Here is a 15,154-nt window from a genome sequence, read left to right on the forward strand (position 1 = left end):
TGCGGAGATCGTTTCCATGCCAGCAGGGGAGCCTACGGGGCCTAGACGTGTTCACGCCAGATCCACCGGATACCAACCGGGTCCACATGAACGGAATTTGCCGGAAGGAAGCGCTGATCGCCGCCGCGACGCCGACATATCCGCGCAACGGACGGCCGGGACCGGATACCGGGCGGCAGGTATTTCGGACACCGATGTATTCTGGGTACGAACTATCGGGAGCGGCGGGCTGCCTGTCCGACGACGTGAGCCGTCGCCGGGGCCGTGGGCCGCTGTCTGTCCGAAGGCGTGACTTGTCGTCCGGGGAGGCGGGTGCCGTCCGTGGGGCCGACAGCTGCTGCCCGGATCGGATCGCGGGCCGCCGTCCGGGGGCCGTGACCTGCCGCCCGAAGGCCCCTGGCCCTACCGACCTGTGGCGCCTGGCCGCCGTCCGGCCCCTGGCCCGCGCGAAGACCATGAGCGACCGCTTGAAGGAGGACCGTGTGAGCGCACTGCCGCGGGCGCTGCTGCGCGAACGGGCCCGGCCGGACCGGATACGCGAGCAGCCGGGTGCCTGGCGGCCGGCGGTGCTGACCGTCTGCTTCGGCGCCTTCATGGGCCAGCTGGACGCCAGCGTCGTCACCCTCACCTACGGCGGGCTGCGCACCGGGTTCCACGCCTCGCTGGCCGCCGTCGAATGGGTGTCGCTGTCCTACCTGCTGGCCCTGGTCGCGCTGCTCGTCCCGGTCGGCCGGCTCTCCGACACCCACGGCCGCAAGCTGTTCTACCTGCACGGATTCGCCGTCTTCAGCCTCGCCTCCGCCGCCTGCGGACTCGCCCCGGCGCTGGGCGCGCTGATCGCCTTCCGGGTCGTGCAGGCGGTCGGCGCGGCCATGATGCAGGCCAACAGCGTCGCCCTGGTCGCCACCTGCGCGCCGCCCGGCCGGCTGCGCGGCGCCCTCGGCGTCCAGGCCGCCGCCCAGGCCCTCGGCCTCGCCCTGGGCCCCACCGTCGGCGGCCTGCTGGTCTCCACCCTCGGCTGGCGCTGGGTCTTCCTGGTCAACGTGCCGGTGGGCGCCGTCGCCTGGATCGCCGGCCGCTACCTGCTGCCCCGCACCCGCGCGCGTGGCCGGGGCGGTCCCCTTGACACCCCCGGCATCCTCCTGCTGTCGGCGGCCACCGGCGCCGCGCTGCTCGCGCTGTCCGCCGCCTCCGGTCTGCCGGTGCCCGGCTGGGGCGTCGCCGCGCTCGCGGCGGCCGCCGTCGCCGCCGGCCGCGGGTTCGCCGTGCGGCAGCGCCGCGCCGCGCACCCGCTGCTCGACCTCACCCTGCTGCGGCTGCCGCCGGTCGGCCTCGGCCTGCTCGGGGCGCTGTGCGGCTACCTGGTGCTGTTCGGCCCGCTGGTCCTGGTCCCGCAGGCGGTCACCGCCGCCGGCGGTTCCGCGCTGACCGCCGGGACCGTGCTGACGGCGCTGCCGGCCGGCTTCGCGCTGGCGGCCACCTGCGCCGACCACGTCCTGCCGCGCCGGCTGTCCGACCGGGCCCGCTGCCTGCTGGGGGCCGTGGTGATGACGGCCGGCTGCGCGGCGCTGACGGCGGTGCTGCTGACGGTGCTGACGGGGCTGCCGGGCGGCGGGCTGCCGGGAGCGGGCGGGGCCGGTGCGGCGGGGGCCGCGGGGGCCGGCGCGGTGGGGGCCGGTGCGGCCGGTGCGGCCGGTGCCGCCGGGGGCGCGGGGGTCTCCGGCATCGCGATCGGACTGCTCGCCGGGGCGCTCGGGCTGCTGGGGTCGGGGCTGGGGGTGTTCACGCCGGCCAACAACACCCTCGTCATGGCGGCCTTCCCGGTCGGCCGCTCCGGCACCGGCGGCGGCCTGGTCAACATGGCCCGCGGCCTCGGTACCGCGCTCGGCGTGGCGCTGGTGGCCCTCGCCCTGCACCTGGCCTCCCCGGCCGGCGCGGCCGCGGCGCTGCTGGCGGTGGCGGTGGCCGCGCTCGCACCGGCCGTCCGGGCGGGGGCACTAAAGTCGTGACATGCCGACGCCCGCATCCCCCGACCGGCCGGCCACCGTGCCGAACGCCGACCGCGGCACCCCGGACGCCCGCCGGCTGACCGACGCGGTCACCCGGTTGCGCCGCGCCCTGCGTGCCTCGATCCGCAGCGACTACCCCTGGGAGACCCTGCCGATGGCGCAGGTCGAACTCCTCCAGGTCCTCGCCGAGCACTCCCCGGCCCGCATCGGCGACCTCGCCACCCGGCAGCGCCTGGCCACCAGCACCGTCAGCGGCCTGGTCGGCCAGATGATCACCTCCGGCCTGGTCGCCCGCGCCACCGACCCCGGCGACCGCCGCGTCTCCGCCGTCACCCTCACCGACGCCGGCCACGCCCAGCTCGCCGCCTGGACCCGGGCCCACGAACGCCGCCTCGACACCGCCCTCACCCGCCTCGACACCGCCGACCGGGCCGCCGTCCGCGCCGCCCTCCCCGCGCTCTTCCGCCTCGCCGAACACCTGGACGACAGCGAGCACTGACGATGCGTCAGGAACGATGGGGTGACGTGGACGCCGTCAACGGCCCTCGGCGGCCGAGCCGTTCGGCGCCCGCACGGCGATGAAGGCGGCAACGGGGCCCGGGGGTGGCCGCCTTCAACGGCCGTCGGGAACCGTCGGCGCCAACGTCCGTCCCCGGCAACCTTTTTCAACGGCCGCCCCGAGCCGTCGGCGTCAACGTCCGCTTGCGACAACCCCGTTCAACGGCCACCTTGCGCTTTCGGGGTCAACGCCTGGCCCGGGTGACCCCGTTCGACGGCGGACTCGCGCCGCCAGCGTCAACGGCGGCCCCCGGCAACCCCGTTCAACGGCCGCCCTGCGCTTTCGGAGTCAACGCCTGCCCCGGGTGACCCCGTTCGGCGGCCGCCCCACGCCCTCAGCGTCAACGTCCGTCCCTGGCAACCCCCTTCAACGGCAACCCCCGCATCCCCACCGCCATTGCCCCCGCCACCGCCACCCTCACCCCGTACCGGCGCCGACGCCCGCCTCCCCCTCGCCCTGGGACAGCCTCGGCATGCGGGCGGTCGTCAGCAGGCCGCCGGAGCCCGCGTTGGCCAGGGTGATGCGGGGAAGTTCGGTGGCGCGTTCGTAGAGCAGGAAGCGCGGCTGCCATCCCGGGGCGAACGCGGAGGTCGCCCGGTCCGTCGCCACCGCGCGCCGCCGGTGCGCCGGCAGCCGGGACAGCGTCCGGTGCAGCCGGAAGACCCAGCCGGTGCCCGGGCCGTGGCCGCCGTAGGGGGCGGAGTGCCGGACGGCGACGCCGAGCGCCACCCGTTCCACCCCGGCGACCGGCGCGGCGTCCGCGCGGGCCCGCAGCAGCAGTTCCGCCAGCAGGTACCCGTACATGCCGCCGGGGGACCCGGTGTCGCGCCGCACCAGGTCCAGGGACAGGCCGGTGCCGTCCCAGGGCACCAGCGACAGCAGCGCGCAGGTGCGGTCGTTGGGGTCGCGGCACTCGACCAGCACGCACCGCGGGTCGTCCCGGTCGCCCAGCCGGGCCAGCGACACCGCCGGGCCCCGGTCGACCGCGCCGCGCCGCCAGGCGTCCGCCAGCCGGGCCAGCCGGTCCGCCTCGGCGCGCGGGATGTCGCGCTGCCGGCGCACCACCGCCCGGTACCCCGCCCCGCGCAGCGCGTCGCGGGCCTCGCGCACCGGGCGCATCGCGTCGCCCTCCAGCCGGAAGCCCGCGGTGCGCACGACCGCCTCGTCGCCGAACGCCAGCGTCCGCAGCCCGAGCCGTTCGTAGACGCCGGCCGCGTGCGGGCCCGCGCAGGTCACCGCGGGCACCCAGGCGTGCGCGCGGGCGGTGCGCAGCCAGCCGCTGATCGCCCGGGGCCAGGCCGCCGGGTCGCCGACCGGGTCGCCGCAGGCCAGCGCGACCCCGTTGACCACCCGGAACAGCACCGCCGCGGCCCGGTCCGGCGCCCAGGCGACCGAGGTGTCCCGGCGCAGTGCGAAGTAGCCCAGCGAGTCCTGCCGGCCGAACTCCCGCAGCAGTGAACGCAGTTGGTGCTCGTCGTCCGGCGACAGCCGGGTCAGGCCGCGCGGGGAGCGGAAGAACGCCCGCAGCACCTGGAGCAGCAGCGCCACGCTGAGCACGTTGACGATCAGGTCGACCCAGCCCGGCACCGCGATGTCCGGCAGCCCGACCAGCGTCGACAGCGTCAGCACCCGCAGCAGCGCGTACCGCAGGCAGTCCGGCCAGGGCGCGGTCGGCACGGTGTCCGCCTCGTGCACCAGCACGGTCCCGAGCCCGACCGCCACCACGCCGCCGAACAGCAGCCAGGCCAGCCCCAGCGGCACGTTGCCGTGCTCGCCGCGCACCCGGCAGAGCGGGCCGGCCACCCACAGCGCCACCGCCACCAGCGTCGTCAGCGCGGCCGACAGCCAGTTGACCGGCTGCGGCCGGTAGCCGGGCGCCGTCAGCAGGGTCAGCCAGTACACCGCCGCGTTGACCGCCGCCAGCGCGAAGGCCACGAGCCACGCCGCGCGCTTGCGCCGCCGCACCATCACCGCCAGCAGTGCCGCCACGGCGGCGGCGGTGAAGCCGGCGGTCACCAGGAACGGCGTCAGCACCTCCTGCGTACCGCCGCCGCGCAACCGGGCGCGGAACGGCTCCACCAGGCCGGCCGCCACGTCCGCCAGCGCGGCCAGCCGCAGGTACCACACCACCGCGACGGCGGCCGGCTCCCGCAGCGGCCGCAGCAGGCGGTCGGCGCGCGACGGCCCCAGACCGGCGGTCGACGGCCGGCGCGGGCCCTTCGCGGGCGCCGGCCTCCCGCGCGGCACCGGGCTGTCGAGGTACGGTGCGCCGGCCACCGCGTTGTAGACGGCGCTGCGGGTGATCCGCAGCCGGCCGCGGATGCGCGCCTCCCGGCGTTCGGCGCGGGCCAGGCGGCGCGGCCGCGAGTAGTAGCGCCAGCGGGCCCACGGGCTGTTGGGGCGGGCCAGCCGGACCGCGCCGATCAGCGGCAGGAAGACCAGGAAGAGCCCGAAGAACCCGGTCCACACCTTGCCCTTCAGCAGGCTGACGACCACCAGCGCCAGCAGCACCGCCGCGGTGACCGCCCGGCTGAGCACCGAACCGCCGCTCAGGTTGCCCAGCGGCGTGATCCCCAGCAGCAGCAGGCCGATCACCGCCACCGCGAGGATCACCGCGTCGACCGACTGGCGGCCCTCCTCGGACCAGTAGACGTCCTTCAGGTGCAGCACCAGCGCGAACTCGTCCAGCACCAGGCCGCACCCGATGCCGAACAGCAGCCCCAGCAGGTCCCGCCCGGCCGAGCTGTCACCGCGCAGCGCGAACGCCCCGATGCCGCCGATCAGCATCATCGCCTGGCCGAAGACCACGTGGTGGATGTGCAGGCCGCCGGAGGAGGAGACGTTCCCCGGCCACCAGCTCGTGCCGCGCCGGATCATCCGCACGCTGAACCGGATGAACAGGAACGAGCCCAGCAGCCCGACCAGCAGCAGGAACAGCGGCTGCCGTCCGGACTCCACGATCCGGGTGTGGTACCCGTCCGTCAGCCAGTCCCACATCGCTCACGCGCTCGGCTTCGCGGCTGTCGCCGGGTACGGGACGGGCACCGCCGCCGGGGCCGTGGCCGGCGGCGACCCGGGCGGCACGCCCGGCCCGGGGACGCCGGACGAGCCGGGCGCGGCGGCGGGCGGGGCGGCCGGTACGGCGGCGGGCGGTACGGCGCTGGGCGCGGCGGCCGGGGCGGAGGCCCGTACGAAGGCGGTCGGGGACGTGGCAGGGGCGGTGGCCGGGGCGGTGGCCGCGGACGCGGCGGGGGAGCCCGACGAGGAGCCGGACGCGGTGGCCGACGCCGTCCGCGTCGCGGTCAGCTTCGCGTAGACCACCACGTTGCCCAGGTAGCTGTGGGTGGTCTTGGAGAAGCCGCCGCCGCAGGTGATGACCCGGATCTCCGGGGTCGGCGTGTCGTCGTAGACCTTGTCACTGGGGAAGTCGGACTTGGAGTAGACCTCGACGCCGTAGACGGCGAAGACGGCGACCTTGTGGTCGGCGCGGGTGACCTCGATGAGGTTGCCCTTGTGCAGCGAGCCGATGGCGTAGAAGACGGCCGGGCCCTTCATGGTGTCGACGTGGCCGAGCAGCACCGCCGCCCCCCGCGCGCCGGGCGTGGCGCCGTACTCGTACCAGCCGGCCATGTTGCGGTTGTCGTCCGGCGGGACCTGGATCTCGTTCTTGCTGTCGACGCCCAGTTTCATCACCGGCGCGTCCACCGCGATCGACGGGATGCGCACCCGGGTCGGCAGCGACGGGGGCAGGGCGGCCGCGCCGGGCGCCGGGACCGAGGCCGCCCCGGGCCCGCCGGCGTTGCGCCCGCCGAGCGCGTCGGCCGCGCTGGGCGACGGCGGCTCGTGCGTCTCGGTGCCGGCCCGCATCAGCCAGACACCGCTGACCAGCGCGAGCACCGCCGCGCCGACCGCGAGCTTCGACGGCCCGCGCCGCCGCTCCGGCCCGCCGGGAGGACCCGGCGGCATCGGGGGGAACGGGGGATGCTGACTGCGCGGCATGAACACCTCCGGGGACAGCTGCCCCTGTCGGCCAGTGGCGGGTCGGACGCTGACAGGGGATCACAAAAGCCGTTAAAAGGACGTATTGCCCGGCGGGAAGGCCCCGGCGACGGCCCCGTACGGAGCACAGCGGGCCCCTTGTTAGCGTGCGGTGTGCCACCGATACGCAGCCGGGCCGACGACCCGGACAGACCCGCGCCCCCGCCGGCCCCCGACGCCGGCCCGCCCGCCGACGGCGTGACGCCCCCGCCGCAGCCCAGTGCCCCGGCGGCCGAGCCGGCCGGGGCACCCGTCACCACCCCCGTCGCGCCACCCGCCGGGCCGCTGCCCCGCGGCGGCCTGGGAACCCGGTTGCGCCGGGTGTTCGCCGACCTGACGCCGCTGCGCTCCTCGGCCGACTACCGCCGCCTGTGGTTCGGCAACACCGTGTCCTGGATGGGCTCGCAGATGACCGCCCTCGCGGTCTCCCTCCAGGTCTTCGCCATCACGCACTCCAGCTTCATGGTCGGCCTGGTCGGCCTGTGCTCGCTGGTCCCGCTGGTCTCCTTCGGCCTCTACGGCGGCGCGGTCGCCGACACCTTCGACCGCCGCAAGCTCGGCCTGTTCAGCGCCAGCGGTGCCGCCGTGCTGTCGGTGGTGCTGGCCGCCGCCGCGTTCGCCCACTTCCACCACGTGTGGCTGCTCTACGCGATCGTGGCCTTCCAGTCGGTCTGCTTCGCGATGAACTCCACCGCCCGCAGCTCGATGGTCCCGCGCCTGCTGCCCGCCGCCCAGCTGCCGGCGGCCAACGCCCTCAACTCGCTGACCAGCAACCTCGGCCTGATGGTCGGCCCCAGCCTCGGCGGTCTGATCGTCGGCTGGTGGGGTTATCAGGCCGCGTACGTGGTCGACGTCGTCGCGTTCAGCGCGTCGCTCTACGCCATGCTGCGGCTGCCCGCGATGCTCCCGCAGCGCTCCGCCGACGCCGCCGGCCCCCGCAAGCGCGCCTCCGTGCTGGAGGGCCTGCGGTTCCTGGCGACCCGGCCCAACCTGCGCATGACCTTCTTCGCCGACCTGTCCGCCATGGTGCTGGCCCAGCCCCGCGCGCTGTTCCCCGCGGTGGCCGCGCTGTGGTTCGGCGGCGGCGCCCGCACCGTCGGCATGCTGCTGGCCGCCACCGCCGTCGGCGCGGTGATCGGCGGCACCTTCTCCGGCTGGCTCGGCCGGGTGCGGCGGCACGGCGTGGCGATCCTGGTCGCGGTGGCCGCCTGGGGCGCCGCGGTCGCCTCCTTCGGCCTCACCCGCGAGCTGTGGATCGGCCTGTTCTTCCTGGCGGTGGCCGGCGCGGCCGACAGCGTCTCGATGGTCTTCCGCTCCACCATGCTCCAGGCCGCCGTCCCCGACGACATGCGCGGCCGCCTCCAGGGCGTGTTCATCGTCGTGGTGGCCGGCGGTCCCCGGCTCGGCGACTTCCTCAGCGGTTCGGCGGCCGACCTCACCTCGCCCGCCTTCACCATCCCGGCCGGCGGCCTGGCCTGCGTCGTCGTGGTGACCCTGCTGGCCCTGCGCTGGCCCGGCTTCGCCCGCTACGACGCCCTCGACCCCAAGCCGTGAGGCGGACCGCCGGCGGGGGCGCCTTGGCTCTGACGGTGGCGGGGGCGGGGCGCCGATGCGCTGACGGGCGCTGACGGTGGCGGGGGCGTGGCCGGCGCGGCGACGGGCGCGGGAGTGGCCGCCGATGCGCTGACGGTGGCGGGGCGGTCGGCGCAGTGCCGACGGACGCCTAGGTGGCCGCCGAGGCGCCGAGGGCGCCGACCGTGACGTGCGTGGCCGCCGAAGCGGGGCCGGGGTGAGGACGCCGGCCGGAGCAGGTGTGGCCGACGGCGCGGGGACGCCGGCCGGAGCGAGGCACCGGCGAGGCACCGGCGAAGCATCGGCGAGGGCCCCGGTGGGGGAGGGAGCGCGTTCCGTTGATACGCCCGCACGCCCCCGACAGATCCCTGACGTGTCCCTGAGCCACCCCTGAAGACGGAAACTCGGCGGCATCAAGTGCCGCAGCCAGGGAAGAGCACCATCAACTCAGACGTTGCCGCCCGGCGATGTGGCACCATCGCGGGCGCAACGAGAGAGATCATTCAGCGCGCCCGGGGGACGAGACCCGGGTCTCGAAAGGCAGGGCTGTCACGTGGGCATCATCGGTTGGATCATTCTCGGGCTGCTGGCCGGGACGATAGCCAAGGTCCTGCTGCCGGGCCGCGACCCGGGCGGCGTGTTCGGCACCACGATCATCGGTGTCATAGGCGCCTTCCTCGGCGGCTGGCTGTCGGAGCACTTCCTGCACCGCCCGGTCCAGCACACCTTCTTCGACGCCCGCAGCTGGATATCGGCGATCGTCGGCTCGCTGGTGCTGCTGATCCTCTACCGCGTCGTCTTCGGCAACTCGCGCTCCCGACGCTGAGGCGGCACCCGCTCGCGGGTCCGCGGCGCAGGCCCGTACCCGCCGGACGGCCGTCGTACGCCATCCGGCGGGGTGACACCCGCAACGCGCCGCACGGGAAGAAGCGGCCGGACCGTGGTGTTGTCGCCGGGGAAAGGAGTTGATCTTCCCGTGTCAGCACCCGCAACCCCGGCTGCCGCCCGCACCTGGCAGCTGACGGCCAGGCCGGACGGCCTGCCCACCCATGACCTCTTCGCCCTGCGCGAGACACCGCTCCCGGAGCTCGGCCCCGGACAGATCCTGGTCCGCAACGAGTACCTGTCGGTCGACCCCTACATGCGCGGCCGGATGAACGACACGAAGTCGTACGTTCCGCCGTTCGCACTCGACCAGCCGCTGGAGGGCGGCGCGGTCGGCGTGGTCGTCGACTCACGGGCCGACGACGTCGAGCCCGGGACGCACGTCCTGCACAACCTCGGCTGGCGCGACCACGCCGTCCTCGACGCCGCGCACGCCGCCGTCGTGGACGCCGACGTCGCACCGCTGTCGGCCTACCTCGGCGTCCTCGGCATGCCCGGCCTGACCGCGTACGGCGGCCTGCTGCGGGCCGGCGCCTTCCGCGAGGGCGACACCGTCTTCGTCTCCGGCGCCTCCGGGGCGGTCGGCAGCCAGGTCGGCCAGATCGCCCGGCTCAAGGGCGCCGCCCGGGTCGTCGGCTCGGCCGGCTCGGCGGAGAAGGTCCGGCTGCTCACCGAGAAGTACGGCTTCGACGCCGCGTTCAACTACAAGGACGCGCCGGTCGCCGAGCAGTTGAAGGCCGCCGCCCCCAAGGGTATCGACGTCTACTTCGACAACGTCGGCGGCGACCACCTCGAAGCCGCCATCAGCTCGATGCGGGTCCACGGCCGCATCGCGGTCTGCGGCATGATCGGCGCCTACAACTCCACCGAGGCGCCCGCCGCCCCGCGCAACCTCGCCATGGTCATCGGCAAGCGCCTGCGCATCCAGGGCCTGCTCGTCATGGACTTCGCGGACATGAAGAAGGACTTCGTCACCGACGTCGGCGGCTGGCTGCGCGACGGGTCGCTCACGTACGAGGAGACCGTCGTCGACGGTCTCGACCACACCGTTGACGGCTTCCTCGGCCTGTTCAGCGGTGCGAACACCGGCAAGATGATCATCAAGCTCAACGCCTGACCGGGAAGGGAACCCCACCATGGCCATCACCCCCATCGACGTCCTCTACACCGCCGTCGCCACCGCCGAGAACGGCCGCGACGGCCGCGTCGCCTCCGACGACGGCAAGCTCGACGTCGTCGTCAACCCGCCCAAGGAGCTGGGCGGTTCCGGCGCCGGCACCAACCCCGAGCAGCTGTTCGCGGCCGGCTACAGCGCCTGCTTCCAGGGCGCCCTGGGCGTCGTCGCCCGGCAGGCCAAGGCCGACATCTCCGGCTCCACCGTCACCGCCAAGGTCGGCTTCGGCAAGACCCCCGAGGGCGGCTTCGGCCTCACCGTGGAGCTGTCCGCGCACATCCCGGCCGTGGACGCCGCCACCGCCAAGGAGCTGCTGGAGAAGGCCCACCAGGTCTGCCCGTACTCCAACGCCACCCGGGGCAACATCGAGGTCACCCTCAGCGTCGTCTGACCCCGCCGGCCGCCGGAACTCCCGGCGGCCCCGGCCCACCACCCCGGTACGCGCCAACCCGCGTACCGGGGTGGTGCCGTGTCACGGCCCGGCGGCATCCCTCTCGGAGGGCGGGGTGGGTGTCGCCGTCCGGCCGGGAACGGGCCCTGTCGCTGTCGACGTCCGGCCGTCCGGAAAGCGGTGCGTCCGTCAACGTCCGGCCGTTCGGGGGCCGTTCGGGTGGTGGATGACGCGCGTAGACGATCCGCGTAGACGATTCGCGTAGACCTGGCTTGACCGGTACGGGTCAGCCCACTTAGGTTGCGCGCAATCGAACACCCTCGAGGGCCGCCACCCCGAAGGAGCTTTCATGCCCCGTTCCCGCATCATGCCCCGTTCCAGGAGCGCCCGGGTCGCCGTCACCGTGACCGCCGCCCTGGTCGCCGGAGCCGCGGTCTTCGCCACCGGAGTCGCCACCGCCGACAACACGACGCCGCGCTCCGACAAGGAGATCCCCAACCTGGGGCTGGTGGAGAACCAGATCGAGGCGTACTACGGCGACACCGTCGTCAACGGTGAGCACTACGCGTCGCCCACCAGCAACTACGCCCACCAGCTGTACGGCATCGAGGCCGGCGCCAAGGCGTGGATCGCGCACGCCGACCGCCACACCCACGGCAAGCCCGCCATCGTGCTCGACGTCGACGACACCACGCTGTCGACGTACAACTACGAGCAGGAGCAGGGCTTCGGCTACACCCCGGCCAGCAACGGCGCCTACATCGACAGCAAGACGATGCCGGCCGTGTTCGGCATGCCCGGCCTGGTCGACTGGGCGGCCGACCACGGCGTCACGGTCTTCTACCTGACCGGCCGCCCCGAGGCCCAGCGCGCCGCCAGCGCGGCCAACCTGTCCGCCGTCGGCTACCAGCCGGCCGCCGACACCGACCACTTCTTCCTGAAGAACTCCGCGACCCCGCCGGCCTACCTGTCCTGCGGCGCGACCTGCACCACCGAGCAGTACAAGTCCGGCACCCGCGCGCACATCGAGTCCGAGGGCTACGACATCGTCGCCAACTTCGGCGACCAGTACAGCGACCTGTCGGGCGGCCACGCCGAAAAGGGCTTCAAGCTGCCCAACCCGATGTACTACCTGCCCTGATCCGCCGGCTCCGGGCCCGTCGCGCCGCCGGACGGCACGACGGGCCCACCGGCCCTGTCCTACCCGCCCGTTAGGCTGCCTGGCATGCGGGGTTTGCGAGATCTCTGGACGGGCCTGCGGTTCGCCGCCGAGGGCCAGCGCTGGATCGCGCGGCACGGCCGGCTGTGGGCGTGGAGCGCGATCCCGGCGCTCATCACGCTGGCCGGCTACGTGGTGGCGCTGACCGCCCTGCTGCTGTGGGGCGGCCACCTCATCGGCTGGCTCACCCCGTTCGCCTCGACCTGGCCGGGCTTCTGGCGCGAACTGCTGCGCTGGACGCTGCGGGTGCTGCTGTTCGGCGGCGTCCTGCTGCTGGCCGTCGTCAGCTTCACCGCGGTCACCCTGGTGGTCGGCCAGCCGTTCTACGAGACGCTCTCCGGCCGGGTGGAAACCTCCGAGTCCGGCACCCCGCCGCCGCGGTCCGGCCTGCCGATGTGGCGTGAACTCCTGCTCGGCGTACGGGAGTCGGCGGCCCTGCTGCTGCGGATGGCGGCCTTCGGCGTGCCGCTGTTCCTGCTCGGCTTCGTGCCGCTGCTGGGCCAGACCGCCGTGCCGGTGGCCGGCTTCTGCGTCTCCGGCTTCTTCCTCACCCACGAGCTGACCATGGTCGCCTTCCAGCGCCGCCGCATACCCCTACGGGACCGGCTGCGCCTGCTGCGCTCCCGCCTCGGCCTCGCGCTGGGCTTCGGCGTTCCGCTGGTCCTGCTCTTCCTCGTGCCGTTCGTCGCCGTCGTCGCCATGCCGGGCGCCGTGGCCGGCGCGACCCTGCTCGCCCGCGACCTGCTGGAGCAGTCCCCGTTCACCCCGGACCCGGACGCCGACCCCGACCGGCGCCCCGGCCCCGGTGACGCCCCGGCCCCCGGCGGCGACCGGACCCCGCAGGACGGTCCCACGGCCTGAGGAGCGCCCGGGTCCGTTCCGGCGCCGGGGTTCTGGTTCGGTGCGTCGGTCCATCCTGCGTCGGCGGGTCCGCTCCGGTGCGTCGCTCCGGTGCGTCGGTCCGTCCTGCGTTGGCGCCCTCGCTCCGGTGCGTTGGTCGGTCCTACGTTGGCAGAGTTGCCCGGGTGCGTTGGTCCGTCCTACGCCGGCAGAGCCGTCCCGGTGCGTCGGTCCGTTCGACGCCGGCGGGCCTCCGCCGGGCATGGCCGACATCGTCACTCGCGTGTCCTTGCCGCCATCGCCGGCGCCCGCGCACGATGAACGGGTGACCCCGCATCGCGTTGTCCTCGTCGTCTTTCCCGGCTTCCAGCAGCTCGACCTCACCGGTCCGCACGAGGTCTTCAGCCAGGCCGGCCACACCGTGCGGACCGTGGCCGCCGACCCCGGGCCGGTGTCCGCCTCCTCCGGGCTCACGGTGCTGGCCTCCGCGCTGCCGGACCCCGGGGACGTCGAGACCGTGCTGGTGGTCGGCGGGCCGGGGGTGCGGGACGCGGAGCGGGACGAACGGCTGATGGCGTGGCTGGTGGAGGCCGCGGCGCGGGCCGGCCGGGTGGCGTCGGTGTGCACGGGCGCGTTCCTGCTGGCCCGGGCCGGACTGCTGGACGGGCGGCGGGCGGTGACGCACTGGGCGAGCTGTGCGGCGCTGGCCCGGGAGTATCCGCTGGTCACCGTCACCCCGGACCCGGTCTTCGTTGCCGACGGCCCGGTGTGGACGTCGGCCGGGGTCACCGCGGGGATGGACATGGCGCTGGCCATGGTCGAGGAGGACCGGGGCGTCGCGGAGGCGCGCGACATCGCCAGAAACCTGGTGATGTTCCTTCAACGACCGGGCGGACAGCGGCAGTTCAGCACCCAGCTCGCCGCGCAGCGCCCGGAGCGCGAACCGCTGCGCCGGGTCCAGGACTGGATCGCCGACCACCTCGGCGCCGACCTGACCGTGCCGGCGCTGGCCGCCCGGGCCGGGATGAGCGAACGGCACTTCACCCGCGCCTTCCGGGCCGGCACCGGCGCCACCCCGGCCGCCTACGTGGAGACCGCCCGCGTCGAGGCGGCCCGCAACCTGCTGGAGACCACCGGCGCCACCGTCGACTCCATCGCCCGCAGCTGCGGCTTCGGCGCCGCCGAGACCCTGCACCGCCGCTTCCGCCACCACCTCGGCGTCACCCCCGGCGCGTACCGGGCCCGCTTCACCCGCTGACCCGCCGGCCCGCACGGCGACCCGCGGTGGCCCGCCCGCGTCCACTCCCGTCCCACCGGTCCCACCCGTTCACCGGGCCGACTCCCGTCCACCCGAGTGCACTTCCCACCCCCTCCCGTAAGGAGTAGTTCCCCATGCGTGTCGTCATCCCGGTCTTCGAAGGTCTCACCGTCCTGGACGCCATCGGTCCCTACGAGGTGCTGCGGATGGTGCCGGGCGCCGAGGTGGTGTTCGCCGCCGACGCCGCCGGCCCGGTCCGCGCGCACAGCGGCACCCCGGTCCTGCTGCCGGACGCCCTGCTGGCCGACGTCGACGCCTGCGACGTGCTGGTGGTCCCCGGCGGTCCCGGGGCCCGGAGCCGGACGCGGGACGCCGCGCTGTCGGCCACCCTGCGCCGGCTGTCGGCCGGCGCCGAGTGGACCACCTCGGTCTGCACCGGCGCGCTGCTGCTGGGGGCGGCCGGTCTGCTGACCGGCCTGCGGGCCACCACGCACTGGAGCGCGGTGGACCAGTTGGAGGCGTACGGCGCCACCTACACCCCCGAGCGGGTGGTTTTCCAGGGCCGTACGGTCACCGCCGCCGGGGTCTCGGCGGGCATCGACATGGCGCTCGCGCTCGTCGGCCGCATCGCCGGCCGCACCCGTGCCGAGGCGATCCAGCTGGCCATCGAGTACGACCCCCAGCCGCCGTTCGACGCGGGCTCGCCGGCCAAGGCCCCGCAGGCGGCGAAGGACCTGCTGGCCTGAGCCGGCACCGCGCGGGCCGGGCCGGCGCCGGGGCGCACCGGAAACGACTCCATCGCCGCGGTGAACCCGGTCCGGCCCGCCGCGCACCGCCCGGCCGGCCCCGCCGGACGGCTCCCAAACCCGTTTCGGCGGTCGCGGTATCCGCCGACCGGGTGGGATTCGCGGCCTTCTCCAGCCGTGCGGACCGGCCGGGTTGAGCCGATCGCCCGCCTCCGGGCCCACCGGTACGTCGTCCCGCCGGGCACCGCGCACGGTAGCTTTGCCCTGACAGGTGTGCCCACCACGGACACCGGCGCGGGCCTGTTTCGACCCGCCGTCAGGGGACAGGAGGTGATCGGACGAAGGTTGCCAACGAACGATCAGATCTTGTCCCGTTTGGTAAAAATGGTGCAGAATGAGCGACGTCCCGGATCGCCGAGAGGGGACGCGAGGCCGCTGGGGAAGGCGAACCTCGTCCCACACT

General features: G+C 74.8%; 11 protein-coding genes and 1 pseudogene. 10 read left to right on the plus strand and 2 right to left on the minus strand.

The genetic code is table 11. The features are described 5' to 3' along the window. Window positions 1-455: 455 nt before the first annotated feature. Together POF43_RS01915 and POF43_RS01920 are read left to right on the plus strand one after the other, a co-directional pair. On the plus strand, window positions 456-2,009 hold the full coding sequence (locus tag POF43_RS01915) for an MFS transporter (RefSeq protein ID WP_372515763.1): 1,554 nt from the start codon (window positions 456-458) through the stop codon (window positions 2,007-2,009). 1 nt (window position 2,010) lies between these two features. Beyond that, the gene (locus POF43_RS01920) at window positions 2,011-2,508 is read left to right on the plus strand and encodes a MarR family winged helix-turn-helix transcriptional regulator (RefSeq protein ID WP_271318755.1); all 498 of its coding nucleotides are present in this window, start codon (window positions 2,011-2,013) and stop codon (window positions 2,506-2,508) included. A 477-nt stretch (window positions 2,509-2,985) separates the two neighbouring features. Here the strand turns inward: POF43_RS01920 and POF43_RS01925 are convergent, their stop codons facing one another. Beyond that, window positions 2,986-5,565, minus strand: coding sequence for a phosphatidylglycerol lysyltransferase domain-containing protein (locus POF43_RS01925; RefSeq protein WP_271325610.1), 2,580 nt, complete (start codon window positions 5,563-5,565; stop codon window positions 2,986-2,988). Between the two features lie 294 nt (window positions 5,566-5,859). Next, window positions 5,860-6,534, minus strand: a pseudogene (locus POF43_RS01930) (class F sortase); the annotation flags it as partial. A gap of 357 nt (window positions 6,535-6,891) precedes the next feature. On the opposite strand from POF43_RS01930, the gene POF43_RS01935 reads away from it, so the two are divergent. The 8 genes from POF43_RS01935 to POF43_RS01970 all read left to right on the plus strand — a co-directional run bounded on the left by POF43_RS01935 (window position 6,892) and on the right by POF43_RS01970 (window position 14,691). After that, a complete protein-coding gene (locus POF43_RS01935) occupies window positions 6,892-8,160 on the plus strand; it encodes an MFS transporter (RefSeq protein ID WP_271317040.1) in 1,269 nt (422 codons plus the stop codon). 571 nt (window positions 8,161-8,731) lie between these two features. Next, window positions 8,732-9,004, plus strand: coding sequence for a GlsB/YeaQ/YmgE family stress response membrane protein (locus POF43_RS01940; protein WP_271317035.1), 273 nt, complete (start codon window positions 8,732-8,734; stop codon window positions 9,002-9,004). Window positions 9,005-9,154: 150 nt separating this feature from the next. Continuing rightward, on the plus strand, window positions 9,155-10,180 hold the full coding sequence (locus POF43_RS01945) for an NADP-dependent oxidoreductase (protein WP_271321985.1): 1,026 nt from the start codon (window positions 9,155-9,157) through the stop codon (window positions 10,178-10,180). 19 nt (window positions 10,181-10,199) lie between these two features. After that, window positions 10,200-10,628: an organic hydroperoxide resistance protein gene (locus POF43_RS01950; protein ID WP_271317037.1), complete on the plus strand. Its 429-nt coding sequence runs from the start codon at window positions 10,200-10,202 to the stop codon at window positions 10,626-10,628. Window positions 10,629-10,977: 349 nt separating this feature from the next. Further along, on the plus strand, window positions 10,978-11,769 hold the full coding sequence (locus POF43_RS01955; RefSeq protein WP_271317038.1) for an HAD family acid phosphatase: 792 nt from the start codon (window positions 10,978-10,980) through the stop codon (window positions 11,767-11,769). An 84-nt stretch (window positions 11,770-11,853) separates the two neighbouring features. After that, window positions 11,854-12,708 carry an EI24 domain-containing protein gene (locus POF43_RS01960; protein ID WP_271321986.1) on the plus strand — a complete coding sequence of 285 codons (855 nt, stop codon included), beginning with the start codon at window positions 11,854-11,856 and terminating at the stop codon, window positions 12,706-12,708. A gap of 304 nt (window positions 12,709-13,012) precedes the next feature. Continuing rightward, complete coding sequence (locus POF43_RS01965) at window positions 13,013-13,945, plus strand: GlxA family transcriptional regulator (RefSeq protein WP_271321987.1); 933 nt, start codon at window positions 13,013-13,015, stop codon at window positions 13,943-13,945. A 134-nt stretch (window positions 13,946-14,079) separates the two neighbouring features. After that, window positions 14,080-14,691 carry a DJ-1/PfpI family protein gene (locus POF43_RS01970; RefSeq protein ID WP_271321988.1) on the plus strand — a complete coding sequence of 204 codons (612 nt, stop codon included), beginning with the start codon at window positions 14,080-14,082 and terminating at the stop codon, window positions 14,689-14,691. Window positions 14,692-15,154 lie beyond the last annotated feature (463 nt).

This window comes from Streptantibioticus silvisoli, assembly GCF_027947535.2.
Taxonomy (GTDB): domain Bacteria; phylum Actinomycetota; class Actinomycetes; order Streptomycetales; family Streptomycetaceae; genus Streptantibioticus_C; species Streptantibioticus_C silvisoli.